Origin of the sequence: Kribbella sp. VKM Ac-2566 (genome assembly GCF_004366005.1) — a bacterium.
Classification (GTDB): Bacteria; Actinomycetota; Actinomycetes; order Propionibacteriales; family Kribbellaceae; genus Kribbella; species Kribbella pratensis.
Genome location: NZ_SODT01000008.1, coordinates 1246871 through 1267032 on the forward strand (window position 1 = coordinate 1246871; position 20162 = coordinate 1267032).

Here is a 20162-nt window from a genome sequence, read left to right on the forward strand (position 1 = left end):
GTCCCACGCCCATACAGTCGGGAAACATGTTGCCGTGATGTTTCGGTGGCCTCTCACACTGTCGAGTGAAGGAGTCCGGTGTGCCCGTTTCCGCTGTCGTTCCCCGCTTCCGGGGAGGCGCCCTGATCGAATGGGCCGATCACGAGTACCGCGAGCCGGGCCCCGGCGAACTCCGGCTCCGAATCGCCGCCAACGCCATCTGCGGGACGGACAGGCACGAGTACTACGACGGCAGCCCGATCGTCCCGGGGCACGAGGCGGCCGGCATCGTCGTCGACGCCGGTCCCGGTACGACGACCGAGACCGGCAGCCCTGGTGTCGTCTACCTGATGGACTACTGCGGGGATTGCCGCAGCTGCCGGGCCGGTGCGACCAATCAGTGTTTCGCCAAGCGCGGTGACGTCGGCCAGAACACCGACGGCGGCTACGGCCCGTACGCCGTGGTGCACGAGACGAATTTCTTTGCCGTTGGCAACAACCTCGACCTCGGCACTGCGACGATGCTGCTGGACGTCATGGGCACGAGCTCGCACGCCCTCACCCGGGCCCGGGCGATCCGCCCGGACATCGAGAGCATCTTCGTCGCGGGCGCCGGCCCGATCGGGCTGGGCCTCCTCGTGATGGCCAAGGTCCGCTTCGGCCCGGACTTCCCGGTTTACCTGTCCGACGTCAGCGCCTGGCGACGCAGGTTCGCCGAGAGCCTCGGCGGCGTGACGTTCGATGCCGGCGACAACGAGGCCATCCTCGACGCCTCCCCCGACATGAGCTTCGACTCGTCCGGGAAACAGGCCGCCCGTGAACTCGCGCTGAAGGCCAGCGGCAAACGCGGCGGGCTGATCTGCGTCGGCCACGGCGAAGGCCTGTCCATCGACGTGTCGCGTGATCTGATCGCCCCCGAACGCGCGATCGTCGGCAGCGAGTACTTCCGGTACGACGAACTCCCGGAGAACCTCGAGCTCCTCGAACGTCACCAGGACTACATCGGCAAGGTCATCACGCACCGGATGCCGGTCGGCGATCTCGACGAGGCGTTCCGGCTGTTCTTCTCCGGCGAGACCGGCAAGGTTGTCGTCACGCAGGAGGCCGGCGCATGACGCTACGAGTCGCGATAGTCGGCGCCGGCGGATGGGGCCGCGAGCACGCCCGGATCTTCGCCGGACGGCCGGACTGCGACCTGATCGCGATCGCCGCCCGGACGCCGGAGTCCGCCGCGCGGCGGGCCGCCGAGTTCGGCACCGCGCCGTACACGGATCTGCTGACCATGGTGAAGGAGACGAGTCCGGACCTGGTCACCGTCTGCCTCCCGAACGAAGGACATTTCGAACCGACCCGCACGCTGATCGACGCCGGAGTCGACCTGCTGGTCGAGAAGCCGCTCGTCTTCGACCTGGCCGAGGCCGACGACCTGCTGCGCCGGGCCGAGGACCGCGGCGTCTTCTTCGGCATCAACTTCAATCACCGGTACGCCGAGCCCGTGCTGCGCGCCCGGCAGGCGATCCAGGACGGCGTGCTCGGTGACCTGCTCTTCCTCACCTGGCGCTTCGGCGGTGAGGCGAACTACGGCAACTCCCCGCATGCGAACATCATCGAGACCCAGTGCCACGGCTTCGACATGCTCGAGCACCTGGGCGGCCCGATCACCTCGGTCGCCGCGCAGATGACGAACAAGACCTACGGCGCGTACAGCACGGTCGCCCTCGCGCTCGCCTTCGAGTCAGGGGCCGTGGGCACCATTCTCGGGACCTACGACTCGTCGTACGCCTATCCCGACAGCCAGCTGATCGAGGTCAACGGCACCACAGGCCGCGCGACCATCCACGACACAGTCCGGCAGCTCACCCTGAGCCGGGCCGGTGACGACACCGCGGCTGTTTGGCAGGCGGGTTATTTCAACGATGAAATGCGTTCCTTCCATTCGACCTTCGACCGTCATGTCGACCGGGTTGTCAGCGCGCTCCGGGCGGGTGACCCGCCACCCGTGCACGCCTCCGCGGGCCGCCGGGCGCTGCAGCTCGCGCAGGCCGCGATCGCCTCGTTCGAGCGCGGCACCCGTGTCGACGTCCACGAGTTCAGCTGAGGAGAATTCCATGGCACCGTCATCATCCATCGGCCGTCGCCGGCTGCTCGAGCTCGGCGGGCTGACCGCCCTGGGCGCCGGACTGTCGGCCTGCAGCGGCAAGTCGCTCGGGGACACCGGCTCCGGCGGCAGCGGAGACGCCAAGCAGTTGCAGTTCATGTTCTGGGGCTCGACGGCCGAGCAGAAGGCGATCGCGGGCATGCTGAAGGACTTCGAGAAGGAGAAGTCCGGTGTCACGGTCAAGCCCGTCTTCACCCCGGCCGACTACGACACCAAGCTGAACGCGCTGGTGGCCAGCAATCGCCAGCCGGACCTGTGCTACATGCAGTCGCCGATGGGGTACCGGCTCGCCGAGCAGGGCAAGCTGGTCAACCTGTTCCCCTACTTCGACAAGTACCCGGACCTGGCCAACCGGCTGCCCGGTACCTACTTCTGGTGGGACAAGGGCAAGACGTACGGCACGCAGAGCGCGAACGAGATCATGGCGCTCTGGTACAGCAAGCCCGCTCTGAAGGACGCCGGTATCGAGACACCACCGGCCGAGGCCGACAAGGCATGGAGCTGGGACACCTTCGTCCAGAACGCCTACAAACTCACCGTCGACCAGAACGGCAAGCACCCCGATCAGGACGGCTTCGACCCGAAGCGGATCCGGCAGTACGGCGTCTCCGCCGCGATGAGTCCCATCGTCTGGCATCCACTGCTGCTCAGCCGTGGCATCGACTTCGCCGACGAGACCGGGCGCAAGAGCATGCTGGACACCCCCGAGGCGATCGAGGTGTTCCAGAACCTCGCGGACCTGATGTACAAGCACCGCGTGGCGCCGACGCCTGCGCAGCTCGGCAACAACGCGCCGAGTACGACGGTGCAGCTGAAGACCCGCCGCGTGGCGATGGTCATCGACGGGCAGTGGACGTTGCTGGACCTGGCGCAGGGCAAGCTCGAGTTCGGGATGGGCGTACTGCCGAAGTACGCCAAGCCGATGACGATCACGCTCGGCGGTGCGACGGCGATCTTCTCCTCGACCAAGCACGTGGAGGAAGCGGTCGAGCTGTACCTGTTCCACGACAACCCGACGAAGGTCGACCTGTTCAGCACGGGCCTGTGGATGCCGTTGGAGAAGCGGTACTACACCGACCCGAAGGACATCGACGTGTGGACCAAGAACGACGCGCATCCGCCCGAGTACAAGACCGCGGCGATCGACTACACGGTGAACAACTCGGCGCCGTACTTCTACCAGAAGCTGCGCAACATCGAGGCGATCGACAAGGTCCTGACGCCCGCGATCCAGGTCATCCAGCAGGGCAAGACCCCGGCCGCCGAAGTCCTCAAGCCCCTTGCCGCTAAGTTGAACGGCGGCCTCCTGAAGGGCACCTACCCCACCGACGGCAACTGATGAGCACGGCAACCCGGACTACCAAGGCGCCGCCGGCGGCGGAGCACCGATCGCCGGTTCGTCCGGGCCGCCAGGAGCGGCTCGGACGAACCGAGGCCCGCTGGGGACTGTTGCTCGCGGCACCGGCGATTCTCGGCTTCCTGATCTTCACGATCGGGCCGATGATCGCCTCCGCGGTCTTCAGCCTGACCGACTGGCGGATCGGAGGACCGGCCCGGTTCATCGGTCTGGGCAACTACGACCGATTGGCCCACGACCACCTGTTCTGGAAGTCGTTGAACGTCACCACCTACTACACACTCGGCGTCGTGCCGCTGACTCTCCTGGTCGGCTTCGTCATCGCGATCCTCGTCAACCAGGGCATCCGCGGCCGGTCGTTGTGGCGGACGATCTATTACCTGCCGACACTGGTGCCGGCAGTCGCCAGTTCGGTGCTGTGGATCTGGATCTTCAACCCTGACTTCGGACTGCTGAACAGCATGCTGAGACAGGCCGGATTGCCGGAGTCGAGCTGGATCTACGGCGAGAAGAGCGCCGTACCCTCGCTGATCCTGATGAGCGTCTGGGGCTTCGGCAACGCGATGGTGATCTTCCTCGCCGGCTTGCAGGGCGTGCCACAGCAACTGTACGAGGCGGTCGCGATCGACGGCGGTGGGACCTGGGCCCGGTTCCGGCACGTGACGTTGCCGTTCATGACACCGGTCATCTTCTACAACCTGGTGACCGGGGTGATCGGCACGTTCCAGGTGTTCAACCAGGCGTACATCATGACGCAGGGCGGACCCAACAACGCAACCGAGTTCTACATCTACTACCTCTACACGAAGGCCTTCACCGACAGCGAGATCGGGTACGCCAGTGCGCTGGCCTGGGTGCTGTTCGTCATCGTGCTCGTGATCACCGTGCTGCTGTTCCGGAACGCGAGGCGATGGGTGTATTACGAGATGGGAGCAGCCCGATGAGCGTGATCCGCCGTACCGGCATCTGGGTGTTGCTGGGCGCCGGCGCGCTCGTGATGCTCATGCCGTTCGTCTGGCTCGTGCGCAGCGCGCTGATGGACGACAACCAGATCTTCGTGTCGCCACCGGAATGGATCCCGAAACCGTTCGCCTGGTCGAACTTCAGCGGCGCACTCGGCTCACAACCATTCGCGCGCTACTTCCTGAACACCATGATCATCGAGGTGCTGGTCGTCACCGGCACTGTGCTGACCTGCGCGCTGGCGGCGTTCGCCTTCTCCCGGCTCCGCTGGCGCGGGCGCAACCTGATCTTCGGGTTGCTGCTGACCGGAGTGATGCTGCCGTACGCCGTGACGCTCATCCCGACCTTCGTGATGTGGGGTTCCGTCGGCGCACTCGACACGTTCGTCCCGCTCACCGTGCCCGCCTGGTTCGCGGGCGCCGGCGGCGGAGTGTTCAACATCTTCCTGTTCCGCCAGTTCTTCCTGACCATCCCGTACGAACTCGACGAGGCGGCGTACATCGACGGCGCGAATCCGTGGAAGGTGTTCTGGGGCGTGGTCATGCCGCTGTCGAAGCCGGTCGTCGTCGTGGTGGTGATCTTCACCTTCATCGGCGTCTGGAACGACTTCCTCGGACCGCTGCTCTACCTCACGTCGGACGACAAGTTCACCCTCGCCCTCGGCCTGGCCGGATTCCAGTCCACCTACACCGCACAGTGGGGCTTCCTGATGGCCGCCTCCCTGGTCGTCATCCTGCCCATCATCCTGATCTTCTTCGTCCTCCAGCGGTACTTCGTGGAAGGCGTGACCCTGACCGGCATCAAAGGCTGACGCCGGTCGGCCTTGCTCATGATCGAGGCCCTTCATCTCACTCCCGGCGGCCGCGCGCCGGGCAGGACCGTGCTGATCGTCGGCGACGGCGGCTAGTTCGCCCCGCGTCGCGCCGTGCTACCTCAAGACGCCGATCGGCGTCTTGCTCAGCGAGCCGACAATCCCGCGCCCTCGGCTGCCCGGCGTCAGCCCTGCCACGATCCGCCGTGCGTGGCGAACAGCACCCTCCGAGCCGCACGTCCGACGTCGTAAAGCGGCGCTGCGCATGCGGTCGCGGCCGCCCGTCGCCGACAACGTCGTCGAGCGCGGGACGACCTACCCCGACACCGCACACCGGCTGGATCCAGCGCCGTACTCCGGCCTCCGGCGGTGCTCCGACGCAGACCGTGCGAAGGGGTTGAGCATGGGGATCGGCCTGGACCGAAACAACGACGATCGAGCTTCAGTTGCTCGGACTCGCCTTCGTGGCCTCACGTCCGCCGCCACCGAACCCGCCGCCCGGTCACTCCGCGGGATCCGAGGAGCGCGTACCTGAGGCAGCTAGTGCTCTCGTGCCAGGTACGGGATGGTTTGTGGTCCTTCCGGGAGGACGCACATCGTCGCGCCCGGGCCGGCGGCCGCGAGGGCCTCTGCGGCGGTTGCCGAGATGTCGTGCGTCTGCTCGAGCTGGACGGCGGCGAGGTCCGCGTCACTCAGGTATCCGGTGTGCATGACGACCCGATTCGCCGACTGGATCTTGGCCTGGATCTGTATCTGCCATTGATCGGGAACGGTGACCGACCGGGAGGCGATCTCTGTCAGCAGCGCCTGCGGCGAAGGAGCCGTCTCGAGGGTCTTGCGGTACAGGCCGTGGTCCGGGAACCCGTCACGGCACTCGGCCGCACAGATGATCGTTCCGCCCGGCCGGACGACTTGATAGGCGGCCGACATGCCCTTGACGGCCTGGTACAGGTTCTGGTCGAGCGGGAAGCCGGAGTTCGTGGTCACGACGACATCGAACCGTCTGTCGACGGGCCGCATCGCGATGTGGCGCGCGAAAGACGCCGCGGCCGTGTGCATCGGCAGCAGATCACCGCCGAACGCCGCGACGATGTCCTTGTCCCGGTTCAGTACGACGTCCAGCGCGAACGTCACGCCGGTCGCCTCGGCGATGGCTCGGACGTCGTCGTGAACCGGGTTGCCCTTCGTGACACCCCAGGTCGCCCTCGAGTCACCGATCCTCGATGCGTCGTGCAGGACCAGGACCGTCTCCAGGCCGGCGAGGCCGGGCGCCACCAGTTTCGGGCCTCCGGAGAAACCCGCGAAGAAGTGCGGCTCGACGAAACCGGTGGTGATCCTGACGTCCGCCTCGGTCCACTCCCGGTTCAGCCACACCGGTACGTCGTTGCCGTGCGTGCCGCGCCAAACCAACTGTGACGAATCCCGGCTGTCGTGGTTCACGATCCGCACCGAATCTGCGATCTCGTCACCGAACATCAGGCGGAGTTCAGCCTCGGTGTTTCCACGGTGGGTGCCGGTAGCGACCAGGACGACGACGTCGTCCAGGGCCACGATTCCGTCCAGCTCCTCGAGGATGGCAGGAATCATCAATTGCCGCGGCTGTGGCCGGGTACCGTCACAGGCCGAGATGGCTACCGACTGCCCGGGGCGAACCCGCTCACGCAACGGCAGGCCGGCCACCGGCTCGCGCAGCGCCATGCGAAGGGCCTTCAGTTGGTCGGCAGCCGCGACACTGTGCATTGGTTCGACAACCGTCGTCACATCCGGGTCTACTGCCAGTCGCAATCCGTTGTCGCCGTACGCCAGTCGCACGTCGGTCATCAAGGCATCTCCCGATCAGAAGCTCTTTGGGCCTGCAGGGGGAAGTAGACGGTGTACGGCTCGTCACGGATTTCGGCGAGCGGGACGAAGCGGATGCCTGTCGGCTGACCCACGGTTCGATAGGTCCCCGTCCGCCACCAACTGTGGTGTCGTTCCTGGTCGGGTGTGAGGAAACTCGTCGGCTCGTCCGGTTCGCCGAACAGGACGGACTCTTGGCTCGTCAGACCGGCAAGGACCACCGGGCCGTCGAGCACCGCGACCGTATCGGGCTGATCCGCCAATGGCACTGTGCTCAGCTCTGACCCCACGGTCAGCCGAATGTGCTGGCTGCTCCAGACCTGCGAGGCGACAATCCAGCTGTTGTCCACAGTCACCGGCACCGGCTTGCCGTCGATCTCGAGCATCGGTGCCCCGACGGCCCATGACGGAACCCGAAGCCTGAGCTCGAACCTCGACGGCCGATGGCAGTGAACGTCGACAACGTAGACGCGGTGGTTCGGCCGCCGCGGCGGTAGCGGTCGTGACAGCAATTCCTGGATTCCGGCGGCACCGTGGAGGGTCTGTCGTTGCCCGAGGACGACCCCTTCCTCGGGGTCGGCCGAGATGGTGACCTGGACACGTCCGCCGAACAGATCGGGCCAGGTCGTGACCGAGTTCAGGTACTGGCTGATCGAGATCCCGGTGCCGTCGACGTACAGCGCGGCCTCGTCGATCGAGGCGTGTGCCTGGAGCAACGTTCCGTGGCAGCACCAGAAGTCCTCGGTCGGCCGGCCCCACTGCTTGCGGCTTCCGGCTGCCAAGGGCAGGAAGTACGCCGGCATGCCGGTATCCGGGTGCTGCTGCGCCCAGATACCGTTGACCAGGTTGCGTTCCCAGTAGTCGGCGTACCGGTGATCGCCGGTCCAGCGGAACAAGACGGCGGCGAGTCGCATCAGGTTGTAGACAAGGCAATGCTCCTGCACCGCGTGGAGACGTGCGGACTGTTCACCCGGCGGCTGCCAGACCTCGCCGCAACTGCTGCCGCCCGTGCAGTAGGTTCCACGCGTTTCCACAGCAGCGTTCCAGAAGGCCTCGACGATGTCGCGCCAGCGCTGCACGCCAGTGACCTCCCACGCCCGCGCGGCGCCCAAGATCTCTGCGATCTGCGTGTTCGCATGCTTGTTGGTCAGCACATCGATACCGGCGAGCAGCGGCTCGAAGAACCGCGGACGGTCGTAGCGCTCGACGAGATCGGCGGCGCGCTGGTCGCCGGTGAACGCGAGGAGGTCCGCCCACACCTCGAGCATCCCACCCGTCTCCTGGTCGAGTACGTCGTCCAACTGTTCGCGCGACAGCTTCCCGGTCCAGTCGTGGAACCAACCGGCGAAGGCCGAAACCACGCCGAGGGCCTCTTCGTTGCCGGCGATCCGGTACTGATCGAGCAATCCCATCAGCGTCTTGTGGACGACGTACTGCGGAGCCCACACCGGCTTGCCCGCGACCAGCCGTTCGAAGTACGCCGGTGGGATGGACGCCGCCCATCGTCCGCCGTTGGCGCGCTGGCACGCGGCGAGCTCAGCGACGATCATGGACGCTCGAGCGGCTACCTCAGGGTCCTGGCGGCCGATCCGGGCCGCTGCGGACAGCCAATGTCCGAGGATGTGGCCACGCAACTCGCAGGTGATCGACTCCCAGCCCCAGTGCCAGTCCTCCGGCCCGTCGGCGGCCGCGGCGCCGATCGTCGTACCCCACGACCCGGAGTAGCTCCACAGGCCGGCCTCCACACGGTACGGCCGCAGCAGGTTGCCGGCGCTGAGACTCCGTAGGTAGCGCGTGTTCAGCCGCCATCGATCCTTCGCCGGTCCGTCCGTCAGCTCCGTCTGCCCGCCCGACCCAACGACCGTTCGCAGCAACCCCGCGTCAGACATCCGCGACATCTCACTCGATCCGCAGGCCGACAGCCAGGCAGTTCGTCACGGCAGGCTCCCTCGCAATCGGCGATAGATGGGATCTTTCTTCCCCTCCAGCGTCGTCCAGTATGACCTATTCTCCACACGACCGCCATGACCCCAGAAAATCATGGGATCAATATCTGCTCGATCAAGCACCGGGTCTCGAGCGAAGTTCCGCGACACGACGGCGGCTGTTGGTCGGCGGCGGCTAGCTCGAGCCGCGTCGCGCCGTGCTGAACCGGCGCTGGTACGCGGCCGGCGAGATCGCCAGCTCGCGAGCGAAGACTCGACGCAGGCTCTCGTAGCTCGGGAAGCCGGCGCGCGCAGCCGCCTGTGTCGCGGTGTGGCCCTGGTCGAGCAACGCCTTGGCCAGGTCGAACCGGATCAGCTCCACGTACCGCGTCGGCGTGGTGGCCAGTTCGTCGTGGAAGAGCCGGGTGAGATGCCGCGGGCTCACGTTGAGGTGCCGAGCGAGTTCGGCGAGTGAGTAGTCGCCGGACGGATCGGCCGTCACCAGATCGACGATCGTACGCAGCGCCGGCGTCTTCGGCGGCGGGCCCTGCAGAGGGACGGAGAACTGCGACTGACCGCCCGAGCGCTGCAGGTACACGACGAGGTGACGGGCCGCGTTCCGGGTCAGCTCGGGCCCGTGGTCCTCCTCGACGAGTGCCAGCGCCAGGTCGATGCCGGCACTCACGCCCGCCGACGTGTACGTCGTACCGTCGCGGACGTAGATCGAGTCGGGCTCGACCGTCGTCGAGGGGTGCCGATCGGCGAGTTCGTGTGCCACCTTCCAGTGCGTCGTGGCCCGCTTGCCGTCGAGCAGTCCGGCCGCGCCCAGGACGAACGCGCCGGTGCAGATCGATCCCACCCGGCCCGCACGTGCAGCCAGTGTGCGGGCCGCCTCGACCACGTCGCGGTCGATCGCGGTTCGGGGGTAGACATCGCCACCGGCGACCAGGAACGTGTCGGCGGCCGGCGCCGCGCCGGTGTCGCCGTCGACATCCATGCGGATGCCGATCGACGAGGTGACGGGCTGACCAGTCGGCGACACCAGTACCACCTGGTACTCGGCGCCCAACCGATTGGCTTCGGCGAACACGTCGGCCGGACCCGCGATATCGAGCAACTTGACGCCGTCGTACACGAGGATCGCCACCTGGTGCGGCCCGGACGACACCTGTGGGGCAGGCGTGTCCGGATGCGGGTGGTTCATGGCCGTACCGAGGCGGCGCGCGAGACGGGGAGTGCGTGACCGTGGAGACCGGGCGAACCGTTCGCCGCAACGACACCGGAAAGTGCAAGGTCCATGACCGAGATCATCGCAGCAGTGCGCATCCCCGAGACACCAGCGGCCGCCGAAGCCGCGCAGTGGGTCCGCGAGCACTCCAGCCCGCTCATCTATCACCACTCCCGGCGGGTGTTCGTCTTCGGGATGCTGCACGCCCGGCTGCTGGGGCTGGAGCCGGATCCGGAGCTGGTCTACCTGTCCGCCCTCTTTCACGACGCCGGCCTGCTCACGCCGTTCTCCGGTACCGAGCAGCGGTTCGAGCTGGACGGCGCGGACCACGCCCGCCGGTTCCTGCTGGAGCGCGGATTCAGCAAGGGCGCGGCGGATGTGGTGTGGACGGCCATCGCGCTGCACACGACGCCGGAGGTGCCCAGCCGGATGGGGCCGGAGATCGCTGTCACGACGTACGGCGTGATGACCGACGCGATCGGCTTTGGTCTCGACCAGCTGGAACCGGCGGACGTGGCGGCGGTGACGGCGGCCGATCCGCGCGGGGATTTCAAGCAGGAGTTCCTGCAGACGTTCGTCGACGCGCTGAAGGACCGGCCGGACACCACCTTCGGCACGATGAACGCCGACGTACTGGCGGAATTCGTACCGGGCTTCCGTCGGCTCAGCGTGGTCGACCGCGTCCGGTCAGCCCCCTGGCCGACCTGACCCGCCAGGCGCCTACCTCAAACCCACCGGCCGTAGGGCCACCCAAACAATCGGAGGAATCGTGACGAACACGCAGCGGGTCAGCATCGACAAGCAGCACCCGACCGCCTACAAAGCCCTCATCGCATTGTCCGTGGAGGCGGAGAACAACGCCGCCGCGGCCGGCCTCGACCCGCTCCTGGTCGAGCTGGTGAGGATCCGCGCTTCCCAGATCAACGGCTGCGCGTTCTGCCTGCGCATGCACACCGGTGATGCCCGGAAGAAGGGCGAAAATCCCGACCGGATCGCCGTGCTGCCCGCCTGGGAGGAGACCGGCTACTTCTCCGAGACCGACCGCGCCGCCCTGCGCCTGACCGAAGCGATCACCCTCGTGTCGGACGGGCACGTCAGCGACGCCGACTACGACGCCGCCGCGGCCGCCCTCACCCCGGTCCAGATCTCGGCCGTCGCCTGGCTGGTCACAGTGATCAACGCCTTCAACCGCGTCGCCATCACCAGTCGGTACCCTGTCGCCGGCTGACCGCGAGGGCATCGCGGCCGTCGCCAGGCGCCAGCAGGCTGGTCGCCTTCGCGATGGCCTCACCGGAACCACCGAAAGTAGACCGTAAGGGTCGTCGCCAAGTCATCAGCCATGCTTGGCTGGTGTGTGGTCGTTCGTGAGTGGACGAGAGGAGGAGGGGATCACCGGTTGGTGGCCCTGACAGCTGATGAGCAGTGCGCGGGTGGTAATCGTGGGTGCGGGGTTTGCGGGGTATCACGCGGCGCGAGGGTTGCAGCGGGTCGCGCCTGAGGCCGAGATCGTGCTGATCAATCCGACCGACTACTTCCTGTACCTGCCGTTGCTGCCTGAGGTCGCGGCCGGGGTGCTGGAACCGCGGCGGATCTGCGTGTCGCTGCCGGAGCGGCTACCGAAGGTGAAGCTCAAACTCGGCATGGTCACGGCAATCGACATCAACGGCCACGGCGTCGAATGGGTCGACCCCGAAGGGCGACGCAGTACGGCGGAGTTCGACCGGCTGGTGCTGGCGTCGGGCAGCGTGAACAAGCTGCTGCCGATTCCCGGCGTCGCCGAGTACGCACACGGTTTCCGGAGCATCTCCGAGGCGCTGTTCCTGCGCGACCACATCACCCGTCAGCTGGAACTCGCGGCGGCGACCAACGACCGTGACGAACGCGACGCGCGATGCACTTTCGTCGTGGTCGGAGCCGGATACACCGGCACCGAGGTCGCCGCCCAAGGCCAGCTGTTCACCCGCCGGCTGCTCAAGCAACTACCCGCACTGCGCAACCAGCGGGTGCGCTGGGTGCTGGCCGACCTCGCGGACCGACTCCTGCCGGGACTCCACCCGCGGATGTCAGCAACCGCCGAGCGCGTACTACGCAAGCGCGGCGTCGACGTCCGCACCGGCGAGTCCGTCGAGTACGCCGCGCCGGACTGCCTGCGGATGACCAAGGGCGAGGAGATCCCCACCCGATCGCTCATCTGGTGTGTCGGGGTACGGCCGGACCCGTTGGTCGACGGGCTCTCACTGCCCATCGATCGCGGCCGGCTCCGGGTTCACGAGACGCTCGTCGTAGAGGGCCGCTCGCACGTGTTCGCCGTCGGGGACTGCGCCGCCGTCCCCGACGTCACCCGGCCCGGGTCGGTCACCGGGATGACCGCGCAGCACGCCCAGCGCCAGGGCAAGCTGGTCGCCCGCAACGTCGCCGCCTCGCTGGCAGGCGCCGACCTCGAGCCGTACAAGCACCACGATCTCGGCTTCCTGGTCGATCTCGGCGGATGGCAGTCGGCCGCCAACCCGCTCGGGGTCCCGCTGTCCGGGCTCCCCGCCAAAGCGGTCACGCGCGGATACCACCTGCTCTCGCTGCCGGGGAACCGCACCCGGACCGCGACAGACTGGGCGATCAACACCGTCATGCCGCCGCAAGCGGTGCAGTTCGGCCTGATCGGCGCCGACCAGGTACGCCTCGACTGCACCGCCCCCAGCTGACGGTCCGGGATCGGTCCAGCACGGTGTGGCAATACGCCGATCGGCGCGCTGAAGAGTTCAGTCACCCAGCCTTCATTCGACGACGAGGTAGATGCTGACGGCAACTGATGGTCCCGTGACCTGGCGCGGGTTCCTTAACTAGCAAGGAGTTGAACTCCTCGCCACATTTCCAATCTATAGCGCACGGGGGGACTTGCCGCAAGCCCCGGGTCGTGCTGGAGAATCCTCGGCCTTGGCCGGAACCCGCCGGAACTGCGAGGGATGCGCAGGGCCGCGGAACAGCCGGCCGGAAGGCAACTTCGACCCAGGGGATTCATGTTTGACGTGATCATTGCCGGCGGCGGACCGACCGGCATCATGCTGGCGAGCGAACTGCGATTGCACGGCATCGGTGTGCTCGTGCTCGAACGGCTGGCGGAGCCGACCAAGGAGATCCGCGCGCTCGGCCTGCACGTCCGCAGTCTCGAGGTGCTGGACCAGCGCGGCCTGCTGGACCGGTTCTTCGAGCTGGGCCAGCAGTACCCGGTCGGCAACCACTTCGCCGGCATCACCAAGCCGCAGCCGGTGCGCCTCGACACGCCCTATCCGTTCACTCTCGCCATCAAGCAGCCGGTCGTCGAGCGGCTGCTGATCGAGCACGCCGCCGAGGTCGGTGTCGAGATCCGGCGCGGCTGTGAGCTGGTCGGGCTGAGCCAGGACGACGAGGGAGTGACAGCCGAGCTGTCAGACGGCACGCAGGAACGGTCGCGCTACCTCGTCGGCTGCGACGGCGGCCGCAGCACCGTGCGCAAGCTGCTCGGCATCGACTTCCCCGGCGAGCCGCCGCACACCCAATGGCTGACGGGCGAGATGAAGGTGACCGCTCCGCTGGAAGAAGTGGTTGCCGTGGTCACCGAAATCCGCAAGACCGATCTGCGGTTCGGCGTCGGGCCGTCCGACGGAGATCTGTATCGCGTCGTCGTACCGGCCGCCACCGTGGCCGAGGACCGGACGGTTCCGCCCACCATGGACGAGCTGAAGCAACAGCTGCAGGCGTTCGCCGGCACCGACTTCGGCGTGCACTCGCCGACCTGGCTGTCCCGTTTCGCCGACGCGACCAGGCTGGCCGAGCGGTACCGAGACGGCCGCGTGCTGCTGGCCGGCGATGCGGCGCACATCCACCCGCCACTCGGCGGCCAGGGCCTCGGCCTCGGGATGCAGGACGCCTTCAACCTCGGCTGGAAATTGGCCGCCCAGATCAAGGGCTGGGCGCCGGAGGGACTGCTGGACAGCTACGAGACCGAACGGCGCCCGGTGGCGGCCGCCGTACTGGACAACACCCGCGCGCAGAGCGAGCTGATGTCCATCGAGCCAGGTCCGCAGGCGGCGCGCCGGCTGGTGTCGGAGCTGATGGAGTTCCCGGAGGTGCAGACCTATCTGATCGAGAAGATCACCGGGCTCGGGATCCGCTACGACTTCGGCGAGGGCCATCACCTGCTCGGCCGACGGATGCGGGACGTCAACCTGAAGAGCGGCCGGCTCTACGAGCGAATGCGTACGGGCCGCGGGCTGCTGCTCGACCAGACCGGCCGGCTGTCGGTTGCGGGCTGGGAGGACCGGGTCGACCACGTGGTCGACGCCAGCGAGGACCTGGACGTCCCCGCCGTACTCCTGCGCCCGGACGGCCACGTCGCCTGGGCCGGCGAAGAGCAGCAGGATCTGCTTCCCCACCTGCGCACCTGGTTCGGCTGATCACTCAGCAGAAGAGGGCGCAGGACAGCCGACTTCGCGTGCAGCCGCGATGAGCTCACCCGCCGTTGACAGGGCCGCTGACGCGAATTACGGTCATTGCCGTTATCAGCCGGCAGCTAGGGGCGATCATGCACAGAAGACAATTCCTGGGTCTTGCAGCCGGTGCCGGTGCGGCGGTTTCGCTGCCGAGTGTGCGGGCGGTCGCGGCCGGCGGCTGCAGCCCCACCCCGCTCGGCCCGGGCATCATCTCGGCCCCGCTGGTCGGAGCCACCCTCGACGGCGACGACCTGTATCTGGTGACGCGAGGGCTGCAGCCCGCCGTGATCGGCCGGTTCGATCTCGCCTCGCGCACCATCGTGGCGCACCAGACGCTGTCGACCGGCACCGGCGGCTGGGGAGCGACCGTCTCCGGCGGCAAGGTGTACGTCGGGATGTACCCGGTCGCCGACATCCACGAGTACGACCCGGCCACCACCCCGGCTCCTGCTGAGCTACCGCCGGCCGTGTGAGCGATCTGGGCGGCGTGGCGGCGGCTCAGCTGGAAGGGCGGGTGGCGGGTCTAGGGTGAAGTGGTGGAGTTGCACCTGAACCTGGTGGGGCAACGGGAGTTGGCGGGGCAGATCTACCGGCAGATCCGTGATCGGATCCTGGCGAATGAGCTGCGCGCCGGAGCGACGGTGCCGTCGACGCGCGAGCTGTCCGGCCGGCTCGGCGTGTCACGCAATACCGTCGCCGTGGCGTACGACCGTCTGGTTGCCGAGGGCTTCCTCACCAGCCGAACAGGCGTCGGTACGACCGTCAACGGCGTACCACCATCGGCGCGGGCGGCTGCCGACCCTCCCAGTGCGCCGTTGCGGGCTCGGGCGGCGTGGGACCTGATTCCCGAGTTCGACGACCTGTCGGCCGCCGCGCCGGCCTACGACTTCCGAGCCGGTATTCCGGACGCGGGCGCGTTCCCGTACGCCGCCTGGCGCCGCCTCGTCTCCGACGAACTACGCCCGCGCGCGGTCGGTCGTGGCGCTCATATCACTCCGGCCGGACTGCTGCCCCTCCGGGAAGCACTCGCCCGACATGTCGCGGTGTCCCGGGGCGTGCGCGCACGGGTCGAAGACCTGATCGTCACCAGCGGTATCCAGCAGGCAGCCGACCTGACGGCGAAGGTACTGCTCGAACCCGGCGATACCGTAGCGGTGGAGGATCCGGGGTACGACCCGCCGCGGCTGCTCTTCGAAGCCGCCGGCGCCCGAGTGGTTGGCGTCCCAGTGGACGGCGAAGGCCTGGTCGTCGATGCGCTGCCCGACGACGCACGGTTGGTCTACGTGACACCGTCGCATCAGTTTCCGCTGGGCATGGCGATGTCACCGACGCGGCGAACGGCCCTGCTGCATTGGGCCGAACGAGTCGGAGCTGTGATCGTCGAGGACGACTACGACAGCGAGTTCCGGTACGCCGGGCGGCCGCTCGAGCCGCTGCACAGTCTCGATCCGAACGGCCGCGTGATCTACGCCGCCTCCTTCTCGAAGGTGCTGCTGCCGACGCTGCGGCTGGGGTTCTTGGTTGTTCCACCGACGCTGGGTGCTGCGTTCCGCAAGGCCAAGCAGCTGACCGATTGGCACACGGCGGTTCCACTGCAGTCGGCGCTCGCGCGCTTCGTCGACGACGGCTCCCTGGCGCGGCACATTCGGCGGATGCGGCGCCTGTACGCCGAACGTCATCACACCATCAGGGAAACGCTGTGGCGCGAGTTCGACGGGCTGTTGGAACCGGTGCCGGCGATGGCCGGCCTTCATCTCTCGGCCACGATCGCCGCCGGCGGCCCGATGGACAGGGGCGTCGTCGCGCGTGCCAAAGACGCCGGGGTCGCGATCGACTCGCTGTCGAGGTTCGCGATCACGGAACGCCGCAATGGTCTGCTGATCGGGTACGGCGGGATCCCGGTCAACCACATCGCCGACGGCCTGCGGCTGCTGCGGCAATGTCTGCCGGTGCCGTGACCTTTTCGCGACCGGTCCAGGTCGATCGGTGCGGTTCTGGCCCGTGGCAGGGCGTGCCCGGCTGACTAGCGTGCTGACCGACAGTCCTCCGGGCTACCGATCGGCAGGTCAGGCATCATGCAGTTCACGATCAAGCACCTCGTCGGCGTCGCTGTCGTCGCCGCAACTGCCGCGGCACCACTGGCGCCCGCGGCCGCCGGCCACAGTGACCGGCGCTGCGCGCAGCGGTTCGACGCCGTCCAGCGGCAGGACATGGAATCGTTCCGCGACTTCAAGGCCGACGAGTGGCGGGCGGTGCACGACACAGAGGCGATCAGCATCGACCCGAGCGGCAAAGCGGCGTACGGCATCGAGCAGATCATGGCCGGCGCGAAGACCCACTTCGAGCGCAAGTGGGCGATCTGGTCGTGGACCGAGCTGTCGCGGCGGGTCGACGGCTGCCGTACGGCGGTGATCGTCTACGACGCGACGTACGACATCCCGTCCATTGACTACCACCAGCGGGCGCTGACCACGGTCACCTACACGTACAAGCACGGTCACTGGCTGGGCGTCCTGGACCAGGGCACCTACCTGGACGCCCCAAGCTGACACCCTCCCCCGCGGGCCGGGCCACCACCTCCCGAAGTGGCCCGGCCCGCGACCTCGGCATCGGGCGTGGTCCACGTACCGACGGTCTACCTGCATCGCGGTCATCGTCGGCGGCTAGTGAGAAAGGCCCGGAGATGGTTGCGTCGGATGGCTCATCAGGTCGGCAAGCCGGACGGTGGTTCGGCATCCTCGGCCCGGTCGAGGTAGTGATGGACGGGCGACCTGTCGAGTTGCCGTCGCATCGGCCGCGGGTGCTGCTGGCAGCACTCCTCCTGCGACCGAACCGCACGATACCGGTCGGTCAACTGATCGATCTGCTGTGGCGGGACGACGAGCTTCCCAGCCGGCCACGCAGCGCACTACAGGTCTATGTGTCACGGCTGCGCGCCGCCCTCGGTGACGTCGACCGGAGATTGATCAGCACCGACGGGACCGGCTACTGCATCCACTTGGACGTCGAGCAGCTTGACCTGACGGAATTCCGCCGACTCGTCGAACAGGCTGAGACAGAGTCCTCCGCCGAGATCAGGGCAGCCCTGCTGGCGGAAGCCTGTGAAGTTTGGCGCGGTGAGCCGCTGGCTGATCTCGACACCCAAGCGTTGACGCGGAACGGGGTTCCCAGGCTGCTGGAAGAACGGCTGCACGCCGTCGAACTCCACCTGGAGGCTCAGATGGAACTCGGACAAAGCGCGGCGGTAATTCCGCGACTACTGGAACTCGTGGGACGGCATCCCACCCGGGAGCATCTCTGGGCGATGCTGATGCGTGCACAGCACGCTGTCGGTCGACCGGCGGACGCGTTCGCGACGTACAGCGACGTCTCGCGGCGCCTGGCCGACCTGCTCGGGGCCGGCCCCGGGCCCGAGTTGCGAGAGCTGCATCAAGCCTTGCTGGCCGTGACCGAGCCGGGTAGCACCGTCATCCCACAACAGCTCCCTATCGGACTCCGAGCGTTCACCGGCCGGACCGCTGAGCTCCGAAACCTCGACGAGATGCTGCACGACGATCGCCGGTCCGGCGTAGTGCTGCTCATCGGCCCAGCGGGAATCGGCAAGACAGCCTTGGCGGTCCAATGGGCCCGGCGCATCGCTGACCGATTCCCCGACGGCGTCCTGTATGTCGATCTGAAGGGCTTCGCGCCCTCGGCAGAGCCGGCCGAACCGGCGGACGTGCTGAACCAGTTCCTCGTTGCCTTGGGGCTTTCGCCCGACCAACTCGCAGTCGGGGACCAAGCGACGTTGTTCCGCAGCGTTCTCGCTGATCGTTCGGTGCTGGTCGTGCTCGACAACGCCCGGTCCGCGGACCAGGTCCGGCCGCTGCTGGCCACCGGTCCGAACTGCCTCACTTTGGTCACCAGCCGCAGCGAACTGGTCAGCCTCGTCGCAGCGGAGCAGGCCCGTCCGGTCCGGTTGGATCTGTTGACGCCGGCCGATGCCAGGCAGCTACTGGCGGCGCGAGTCGGGTCGGATCGCCTGAGTCAGGACGCAGCCGCGATCGACGAACTGATCACGCGGTGCGCCGGTCTTCCCCTGGCGCTCACCCTGGTCGCCGCCCAACTCGAGCTCCGGCCGACCTGGTCCCTCGACAAGGTGGTGTCCTCGCTGCGGGACGCTCCGCTCGACGCGCTGACCTGTGACGACAGCGAGGATCCGCGCACGATCTTCTCGTGGTCCTACCGCCACTTCCAGCCCAATGCAGCGCGCATGTTCCGCGTTCTCCGGGTGCCGGCGGCCGGCGGCGCCCCCGCCGTCAGCGATCCGACGACCATAACCCGGGGCCGGGTTGGTATCGAACTGTCCGCAACGCCGGCCGGCCGCCGTTCCACTCACGGGTACGGGTGACCTTGTCCGGTTGCAATCAGGGTACGAAGGCTGTCACTCATCAGGTGCTGCCACGCCGTGGAGCACTGCTCGTAACACTCCAGGTCGGACTGGAGCCCGATGTGGGTCAGCGTGACGACCGAACCTCCATCCTCGGCCGCGACGTCGAAGACGATGCGCGTGCCGATCCACTCGCGCTGGTCGTCGAGGCCCTCGATCCGAGCATCCAGCACGTCCCACACGACCTGCTTGCCAGGGACAACATCGGCCAGCCGGATGCGACACCAGTGCACACCGGCTACCTCGAAGGTGAACTCGTCACCCCGGCTGTTGGTGCTGCCCTCGATACTGCGGGACCACCATCCGCGCGCGTCGAGGATGGCCTCGACGACCACGTCGGGTGCGGCGTCGGTCATGAATCCCGTGGAGAATCTTCCCGACCTGCCCAGATCGCGCTCGGCGGCGGTGCGGGCAGTGCCTTCCGCGTTCGGTTGTCCCTGTCCCGTGGCGACCAGGCCGTACAGGCTTTCGCCGATATAGAAGTTCCACCCCTGGCTGCACGCGTCGTAGCACTCGTACTCCGGGACGAGTCCGTGATGGGTGAACCTGAGTTCGGTGCCGTCCTGCACCTCGGTGATCACGAAGCTGACCGTCGTACCGACCCATTCGGTCTTGTCCGCCACGAAGTTGAAGGAGTTCTCCACAACAAGCCACTCGACCAGCTTGTCGGGAACGACCTGGGTCACCCGAAGACGACAGAAATGGACATCCTGGTAGCGGTGACGGAACTCGTCGCCCACCTTGGCGGTGTCGCCCTGGATGCCTTCGGACCACCAGGACCGTGGATCCAGAACGGCGGCGAACACCTCCCTGGGTGTCTTGGCGATGATGAGGCTGGTCGTGTAGCTGTTGCCGACGGTCATGACGTTGTTCATTCCCTGCTCCCTGCAGTCAGGTGCTTTTCTTCTGCGGATGCCCGGTGCGCTCCGGTGCCTCAACACTCGCCGAATAACTGGGGTCAGGGCCAACACCTGTTGTCCGCCGATTGACAACAGAATGTGCGTTAA

Annotated in this window: 17 protein-coding genes; 13 read left to right on the forward strand and 4 right to left on the reverse strand. The window is 67.4% G+C overall.

Going from position 1 to position 20162, the window contains the following annotated elements; genetic code table 11:
• Positions 1–80: 80 nt before the first annotated feature.
• The 5 genes from EV647_RS08860 to EV647_RS08880 are packed head-to-tail and all read left to right on the forward strand — an operon-like array spanning position 81 to position 5268.
• Positions 81–1094 carry an alcohol dehydrogenase catalytic domain-containing protein gene (locus tag EV647_RS08860; protein WP_166680251.1) on the forward strand — a complete coding sequence of 338 codons (1014 nt, stop codon included), beginning with the start codon at positions 81–83 and terminating at the stop codon, positions 1092–1094.
• Complete coding sequence (locus EV647_RS08865) at positions 1091–2077, forward strand: Gfo/Idh/MocA family protein (protein WP_134000820.1); 987 nt, start codon at positions 1091–1093, stop codon at positions 2075–2077. Before EV647_RS08860 ends, EV647_RS08865 begins: the two co-directional genes overlap by 4 nt.
• A 10-nt stretch (positions 2078–2087) precedes the next feature.
• Positions 2088–3476, forward strand: a complete 1389-nt coding sequence (locus EV647_RS08870) for a sugar ABC transporter substrate-binding protein (RefSeq protein WP_134000822.1) — start codon at positions 2088–2090, stop codon at positions 3474–3476.
• Positions 3476–4438, forward strand: coding sequence for a carbohydrate ABC transporter permease (locus EV647_RS08875; protein ID WP_134000824.1), 963 nt, complete (start codon positions 3476–3478; stop codon positions 4436–4438). Before EV647_RS08870 ends, EV647_RS08875 begins: the two co-directional genes overlap by 1 nt.
• Positions 4435–5268: a carbohydrate ABC transporter permease gene (locus tag EV647_RS08880; protein ID WP_238177106.1), complete on the forward strand. Its 834-nt coding sequence runs from the start codon at positions 4435–4437 to the stop codon at positions 5266–5268. Before EV647_RS08875 ends, EV647_RS08880 begins: the two co-directional genes overlap by 4 nt.
• Positions 5269–5808: 540 nt before the next feature.
• On the opposite strand, the gene larA is transcribed toward EV647_RS08880, so the two are convergent.
• From larA to EV647_RS08895, 3 genes are all read right to left on the reverse strand, one after another.
• Positions 5809–7089, reverse strand: a complete 1281-nt coding sequence (gene larA / locus EV647_RS08885) for a nickel-dependent lactate racemase (RefSeq protein ID WP_134000828.1) — start codon at positions 7087–7089, stop codon at positions 5809–5811.
• A complete protein-coding gene (locus tag EV647_RS08890; RefSeq protein WP_134000830.1) occupies positions 7089–8996 on the reverse strand; it encodes a beta-L-arabinofuranosidase domain-containing protein in 1908 nt (635 codons plus the stop codon). Before EV647_RS08890 ends, larA begins: the two co-directional genes overlap by 1 nt.
• A 232-nt stretch (positions 8997–9228) precedes the next feature.
• Positions 9229–10236, reverse strand: coding sequence for a GlxA family transcriptional regulator (locus EV647_RS08895; protein ID WP_202876080.1), 1008 nt, complete (start codon positions 10234–10236; stop codon positions 9229–9231).
• A gap of 93 nt (positions 10237–10329) precedes the next feature.
• Here EV647_RS08895 and EV647_RS08900 point away from each other — a divergent pair, with 93 nt between their 5' ends.
• The 8 genes from EV647_RS08900 (at position 10330) to EV647_RS08935 (ending at position 19116) form a co-directional block, all read left to right on the forward strand.
• A complete protein-coding gene (locus tag EV647_RS08900) occupies positions 10330–10968 on the forward strand; it encodes an HD domain-containing protein (protein WP_134000832.1) in 639 nt (212 codons plus the stop codon).
• A 61-nt stretch (positions 10969–11029) separates the two neighbouring features.
• On the forward strand, positions 11030–11488 hold the full coding sequence (locus EV647_RS08905) for a carboxymuconolactone decarboxylase family protein (RefSeq protein WP_134000834.1): 459 nt from the start codon (positions 11030–11032) through the stop codon (positions 11486–11488).
• A 211-nt stretch (positions 11489–11699) separates the two neighbouring features.
• Complete coding sequence (locus EV647_RS08910; RefSeq protein ID WP_238177107.1) at positions 11700–12959, forward strand: NAD(P)/FAD-dependent oxidoreductase; 1260 nt, start codon at positions 11700–11702, stop codon at positions 12957–12959.
• Between the two features lie 315 nt (positions 12960–13274).
• Positions 13275–14690: a rifampin monooxygenase gene (gene rox, locus EV647_RS08915; protein WP_134000838.1), complete on the forward strand. Its 1416-nt coding sequence runs from the start codon at positions 13275–13277 to the stop codon at positions 14688–14690.
• Positions 14691–14818: 128 nt separating this feature from the next.
• Positions 14819–15199: a hypothetical protein gene (locus EV647_RS08920; RefSeq protein WP_134000840.1), complete on the forward strand. Its 381-nt coding sequence runs from the start codon at positions 14819–14821 to the stop codon at positions 15197–15199.
• 63 nt (positions 15200–15262) lie between these two features.
• Positions 15263–16684 (forward strand): PLP-dependent aminotransferase family protein, encoded by a 1422-nt coding sequence (locus tag EV647_RS08925; RefSeq protein WP_134000842.1) that lies wholly within the window; start codon positions 15263–15265, stop codon positions 16682–16684.
• Between the two features lie 117 nt (positions 16685–16801).
• Positions 16802–17275, forward strand: coding sequence for a hypothetical protein (locus EV647_RS08930; protein WP_134000844.1), 474 nt, complete (start codon positions 16802–16804; stop codon positions 17273–17275).
• Positions 17276–17484: 209 nt separating this feature from the next.
• Positions 17485–19116, forward strand: coding sequence for an AfsR/SARP family transcriptional regulator (locus tag EV647_RS08935; protein WP_166680252.1), 1632 nt, complete (start codon positions 17485–17487; stop codon positions 19114–19116).
• Here EV647_RS08935 and EV647_RS08940 read toward each other — a convergent pair.
• Entirely contained in the window at positions 19101–20030 is a 930-nt protein-coding gene (locus tag EV647_RS08940; RefSeq protein ID WP_238177108.1) for an SRPBCC domain-containing protein, read from the reverse strand. The two genes, EV647_RS08935 and EV647_RS08940, sit on opposite strands and share 16 nt — an antisense overlap.
• Positions 20031–20162 lie beyond the last annotated feature (132 nt).

Bases quoted from the DNA above. Each gene is read 5' to 3' on its own strand.
- EV647_RS08870 (WP_134000822.1), top strand. From the start codon at position 2,088: ATGGCACCGTCATCATCCATCGGCCGTCGCCGGCTGCTCGAGCTCGGC.
- rox (WP_134000838.1), top strand. From the start codon at position 13,275: ATGTTTGACGTGATCATTGCCGGCGGCGGACCGACCGGCATCATGCTG.
- EV647_RS08930 (WP_134000844.1), top strand. From the start codon at position 16,802: ATGCAGTTCACGATCAAGCACCTCGTCGGCGTCGCTGTCGTCGCCGCA.
- EV647_RS08875 (WP_134000824.1), top strand. From the start codon at position 3,476: ATGAGCACGGCAACCCGGACTACCAAGGCGCCGCCGGCGGCGGAGCAC.
- EV647_RS08865 (WP_134000820.1), top strand. From the start codon at position 1,091: ATGACGCTACGAGTCGCGATAGTCGGCGCCGGCGGATGGGGCCGCGAG.
- EV647_RS08890 (WP_134000830.1), bottom strand. From the start codon at position 8,996: ATGTCTGACGCGGGGTTGCTGCGAACGGTCGTTGGGTCGGGCGGGCAG.
- EV647_RS08895 (WP_202876080.1), bottom strand. From the start codon at position 10,236: ATGAACCACCCGCATCCGGACACGCCTGCCCCACAGGTGTCGTCCGGG.
- EV647_RS08900 (WP_134000832.1), top strand. From the start codon at position 10,330: ATGACCGAGATCATCGCAGCAGTGCGCATCCCCGAGACACCAGCGGCC.
- EV647_RS08935 (WP_166680252.1), top strand. From the start codon at position 17,485: ATGGACGGGCGACCTGTCGAGTTGCCGTCGCATCGGCCGCGGGTGCTG.
- larA (WP_134000828.1), bottom strand. From the start codon at position 7,089: ATGACCGACGTGCGACTGGCGTACGGCGACAACGGATTGCGACTGGCA.
- EV647_RS08940 (WP_238177108.1), bottom strand. From the start codon at position 20,030: ATGAACAACGTCATGACCGTCGGCAACAGCTACACGACCAGCCTCATC.
- EV647_RS08920 (WP_134000840.1), top strand. From the start codon at position 14,819: ATGCACAGAAGACAATTCCTGGGTCTTGCAGCCGGTGCCGGTGCGGCG.
- EV647_RS08880 (WP_238177106.1), top strand. From the start codon at position 4,435: ATGAGCGTGATCCGCCGTACCGGCATCTGGGTGTTGCTGGGCGCCGGC.